Annotated in this window: 4 protein-coding genes and 1 pseudogene; 2 read left to right on the top strand and 3 right to left on the bottom strand. The window is 73.5% G+C overall.

The window, feature by feature from the left end; all coding sequences use genetic code 11:
- The first annotated feature begins 258 nt into the window (after positions 1-258).
- Together ABZ749_RS30295 and ABZ749_RS30290 are read left to right on the top strand one after the other, a co-directional pair.
- The gene (locus tag ABZ749_RS30295) at positions 259-1,227 is read left to right on the top strand and encodes a DUF1996 domain-containing protein (RefSeq protein WP_357233763.1); all 969 of its coding nucleotides are present in this window, start codon (positions 259-261) and stop codon (positions 1,225-1,227) included.
- Positions 1,228-1,297: 70 nt separating this feature from the next.
- Positions 1,298-1,891 carry a DUF305 domain-containing protein gene (locus ABZ749_RS30290; RefSeq protein ID WP_357233761.1) on the top strand — a complete coding sequence of 198 codons (594 nt, stop codon included), beginning with the start codon at positions 1,298-1,300 and terminating at the stop codon, positions 1,889-1,891.
- Between the two features lie 85 nt (positions 1,892-1,976).
- On the opposite strand, the gene ABZ749_RS30285 is transcribed toward ABZ749_RS30290, so the two are convergent.
- The 3 genes and pseudogenes from ABZ749_RS30285 to ABZ749_RS30275 all read right to left on the bottom strand — a co-directional run.
- Positions 1,977-2,798 carry a CoA ester lyase gene (locus ABZ749_RS30285; RefSeq protein WP_355010238.1) on the bottom strand — a complete coding sequence of 274 codons (822 nt, stop codon included), beginning with the start codon at positions 2,796-2,798 and terminating at the stop codon, positions 1,977-1,979.
- A complete protein-coding gene (locus tag ABZ749_RS30280) occupies positions 2,798-3,985 on the bottom strand; it encodes a CoA transferase (RefSeq protein WP_357233759.1) in 1,188 nt (395 codons plus the stop codon). The genes ABZ749_RS30285 and ABZ749_RS30280 overlap by 1 nt, the downstream gene beginning before the upstream one ends.
- Positions 3,982-4,359: pseudogene (locus ABZ749_RS30275) on the bottom strand (hypothetical protein); the annotation flags it as partial. The pseudogene ABZ749_RS30275 and the gene ABZ749_RS30280, both read right to left, overlap by 4 nt.

The following is a 4,359-nucleotide window of genomic DNA, read 5'->3' as shown; positions in this document are numbered from 1 at the left end:
GCTACGCCACCAGCTGACCCAACCCGAACCACATGACCGAAGGGCCGGACCCCACCACGGGGCCCGGCCCTTCGTCGTCTTTCCACCATCTGCGGCACGTATTGACAATTGTCGACTTCCACGTGAGGCTGGGAGCAGTGAGAGCGCTCTCTCGCACCCGGCCCAACCGGCCACCACCCAGTCTGGCCAGGCACAACTCCGATGCCTTCGGCGGCGGCGCCGGAGCTGTCCCTGACCCGTCCCCCGACAGGAGTCACGATGGACAGGGCCGCACCCCTCTCCGGCATCCCCCGCCGACTGCGCCTCGCCACGGCGATCGGCGCCCTGCTGGTGCTACTCGGCACGTACCTGGTGTCCACCACCAACCGGGCCGACGCCGCCCCCGGCCAAGCCGGCGCTGACTTCGGCGCCAACGCCATCCGGGTCGCCGAGTTCCCCGCCGACTGCACCTACAGCCACCGGCTGCCGGACGACCCGATCGTCTTCCCCGGGCTGCCCGGGGCGTCGCACATGCACAGCTTCTTCGGCAGCACTGTGACGAACGCCAGGACCACCCTCCCCGACCTGGTCAACTCGCCCACCACCTGCAACCCGCGGGTGGACGTCTCGTCGTACTGGGTGCCGACCCTGTACCAGGACAACGTCGCGGTGGAACCGGCGATAGCCACGTTCTACTACCTGGGCGAGGGCGTACGCGCCGACGTCGTCGCGAACACCCAGCCGTTCCCGCAGGGGTTGCGGCTCGTCGCCGGCAACGCGAAGGCCACCGGGCCGAACGACAGCATCGCCCGGTGGTCCTGCCTGCACGCCGGGCACGTGCCGCCGTCGAAGGACTTCGTTCCCCCCAACCGGCGACGACCGCCGGAACCCTCCCCTGGGCACGCGCGCTTCGTCAACTGCCCGTCGGGCACGATGCTGGAGTCGTACCTGGACTTCCCGCAGTGCTGGAACGGCCGTGACCTCGACTCGCCGGACCACAAGAGCCACCTGGCGTACCCGGTGAACCAGGCCTGCCCGAGCACCCACCCGGTGCACGTGCCGAAGTTGCGCCAGGTGCTGCGGTACCCGGTCACCGGCGATCCGTCGCGGTTCCGGCTGGCCTCCGGGCCGGGCTACACCATGCACGGCGACTTCTTCAACGCCTGGCCGGTCGCGGAGTTGGCCCGCCGGGTCCAGGACTGCATCCGTCCCGTCATCAAGTGCGGTCACGACGGCCGACCGATCTGAGCGACAGCTCCACACACGGCGGCGGGTCCGGTCACCCGGGCCCGCCGCAGTGGTTCGGAAGGGAGATCGGATGCGCCAGCCCGCAGCGTCCACGGTGCTCATCGCCGTGCTGGTCCTCGCCGGCTGCGGCCCCGGGCCAGGGGACGCGGTCAGCACCGCCACACCACCCGTGGCCGCACCACCGGCGACGACCACGCCGACCCCCACGGGTACGGCGTTCAACCCGACCGACGTCGCCTGGCTGCAACTGACAGTGGCGATGACCGAACGCCTGCTGCCCGTCCTCGATCTGGTGCCGGGGCGGACCACCGACCCGGCCTGGCGGCAGACGGCCACCCAGGTGGCCACCACCCGACGCGCCGATCTGGAGTCCGCCCGCCGGCTACTGGCCGACGCCGCCGCGCCGAGCACGAATCCGCACGAGGGCCACGACATGCCGGGCATGGCCACCGCGCAGGAGATGGCCGCGCTGCGGGCGGCCAGCGGGCAGCCGTTTCACCGCCTGCTCGCCGGGCACCTGCGGGCGCATCTCGCACAGTCGGTCCGGATCGCCACCGCGGAGCAGCAGAGCGGGGTCCAGCCGGCGACCGTCGCGCTGGCGGCGGCCGTGGTTCGGTCCGGCACCGCTGACCTCGAACGGCTCGATCACCTCGACCCCGCGTAGCCGCGCGCTCAGTGGGCGGTCCGGCGGGGTCGACGCTGGCAGGCGGATGGCCACACCGACGACCTGGAGGAGCAGGCGGCGCGGCTCAGGCGGCGTAGCGGGCGGCGAGGTCGACGACGCGCCGGGCGGCGGCCACCATCGCCCGGTCGGCGAAGCGGCCGTCGGGCAGCACCACGGTCCCCGAATCCCGCTGGTGCGCGTCCGCCACGGCGGCCAGCAGCTCCGCGGCGCGGGCCACCTCCCGATCGGCCGGGCGAAACGCGTCGACGATCACCGGGAGCTGGCGTGGGTGGATCGCCGCACGGCCGAGGAAGCCGAGCCGTCGGCCCGCCGCGCAGGAGGCGGCCAGACCGGCGAGGTCGACGACGTCGGCGTACACCGACATGGCCGGCGGGGCCAGACCGGCCGCGCGGGCCGCGACCACCACGCGGCCGCGCGCCCAGAGCAGCCCGTCGTCGTCGCTCACCCCCAGATCCGAGCGCAGGTCGGCCTCACCGAGCCCGATCGAGGCCACCGCGGGGTGAGCGGCGGCGATCGGGTACGCGGCCTCCAGCCCGGCCGCCGACTCGATCAGCGGGTGCAGGGGCACGTCGACCCGCTCGGCGAGGGCCGCCAGCGTCGCGGCCGACTCGACCTTCGGCAGCCGCAGCCCGGCCAACCCGGGTCGGCCGGCCACCGCCGCCAGGTCGGCATCAAGGTCCGGGCCGGTCAGCTCGTTGACCCGGACCTGCACGGGCACCGGGTGCGCCTCGGTGAGGAACTCGGCGACGGCGTCCCGGGCGTACGCCTTGCGTCCGGCGACGACGGCGTCCTCCAGGTCGAGGATGACCGCGTCGGCACCGGAGGCGACCGCCTTGGCGAACCGGTCCGGGCGGTCGCCGGGTACGTAGAGCCAGCTCAACAGCATCAGAGCACCCCCCGCTCGCGCAGCGCGGCCAACTCCTCGGCGCTCAGGCCGAGCGCGCCGAAGACCGTGTCGGTGTCCTGGCCGTGCCGCCGACCGGCGTGCCGGATCTCGCCGGGCGTCTCGGTGAGGCGGAACGGCACGTTCTGCATCCGTACCTCGCCCAGTTCCTCGTCCGGCACGGTGCGCACGGTGCCCAGCGCGGCGTACTGCGGGTCGGCGAGGATGTCGCGCACGTCGTAGACGGGAGCGACCGCGGCCTGGGCCTCCTCGAACGCGGCCACCACCTCGTCGCGGTCCCGTTGCGACACCCAGGCGCTCACCGCCGCGTCCAACTCGTCGGCGTGGGCGGCCCGCCCGCTGCCGGTGGCGAACCACGGCTCGTCGATCAGCTCGCCGCGGCCGACCAGTCGCAGCACCCGCTCGGCGATGCTCTGCGCGCTGGTGGAGACCGCCACCCAGCGCCCGTCGGCGCAGCGGTAGGTGTTGCGCGGGGCGTTGTTGTTCGACCGGTTGCCCAGCCGGGGCTGGATGTAGCCGAGCTGGTCGTACCAGGTGACCTGCGGCCCGAGCATCGCCATGATCGGCTCGATGATGGCGAGGTCGACCACCTGCCCGGTGCCGGTGACGTCGCGGGCCCGCAGGGCGAGCATCACCGCGTACGCGGCGGCGAGCGCGCTCACCGAGTCGGCCAGCCCGAACGGGGGCAGCGTGGGCGGCCCGTCCGGTTCCCCGGTGGCCGCGGCGAAACCGCTCATCGCCTCGGCGAGGGTGCCGAAGCCGGGCCGGCGGGCGTACGGGCCGACCTGCCCGAACCCACTGATCCGGGTGATCACCAGCCGGGGGTTGACGGCGTGCAGCTCGGCCGGCCCGAGCCCCCACCGCTCCAGTGTTCCGGGGCGGAAGTTCTCCACCAGCACGTCGGCGTCGGCGAGCAGCCGACGCAGCAACGCGGCGCCGTCCGGGTCGGAGAGGTTGAGGGTGACGGTGCGCTTGTTGCGGCCGAGCACCTTCCACCAGAGCCCGACACCGTCGCGGGCCGGGCCGTGCCCCCGCGACGGGTCCGGCTTGGCCGGATGCTCCACCTTGATCACGTCGGCGCCGAAGTCACCGAGGAACGCCGCCGCGAGCGGCCCGGCGAAGAGGGTGGCCAGGTCGACGACCTTGACACCGTCCAGTGGCGCGGTCATCGGGTCACCTCCGGCAGGTCGGCCGCACAACGGAAGCCGACCTGTTCGGAGCGGGCGAGGCCGGCACCGGTGAGCAGCAGCTTCACCGACACGTCCGCCGGTTGCGGGCCGCCGTCGAGGTACCAGTCGGAGCCCTGCGCCCGGTACTGGGCGCCGCCCTTGAGGATGGCGAAGCGGGTACGACCGTCGGAGTGCTCACTCTCGGTCAGGTTCCACACCAGCGGTTCCCGCCGTACGAGCAGCCCCGCCTCGGCGGCGACCTGCCACTCGTCCTCGGTGCCCGCGCTCCAGCCGCCGTTGCCGGAACCGGCGGGCCCGTTGTAGCGGGTTTCGATGCGCATTGTCGGCCTCCGGTGGAACGTGCCGGCGTCGTC

Source organism: Micromonospora sp. NPDC047753 (assembly GCF_040642735.1).
Taxonomy (GTDB): Bacteria; Actinomycetota; Actinomycetes; order Mycobacteriales; family Micromonosporaceae; genus Micromonospora.
This window is presented reverse-complemented; position numbering and strand designations above follow the sequence as displayed.

Excerpts from the sequence above, each read along its gene's own strand:
- ABZ749_RS30295 (WP_357233763.1), top strand. The coding sequence starts at position 259 with ATGGACAGGGCCGCACCCCTCTCCGGCATCCCCCGCCGACTGCGCCTC.
- ABZ749_RS30290 (WP_357233761.1), top strand. The coding sequence starts at position 1,298 with ATGCGCCAGCCCGCAGCGTCCACGGTGCTCATCGCCGTGCTGGTCCTC.
- ABZ749_RS30285 (WP_355010238.1), bottom strand. The coding sequence starts at position 2,798 with ATGCTGTTGAGCTGGCTCTACGTACCCGGCGACCGCCCGGACCGGTTC.
- ABZ749_RS30280 (WP_357233759.1), bottom strand. The coding sequence starts at position 3,985 with ATGACCGCGCCACTGGACGGTGTCAAGGTCGTCGACCTGGCCACCCTC.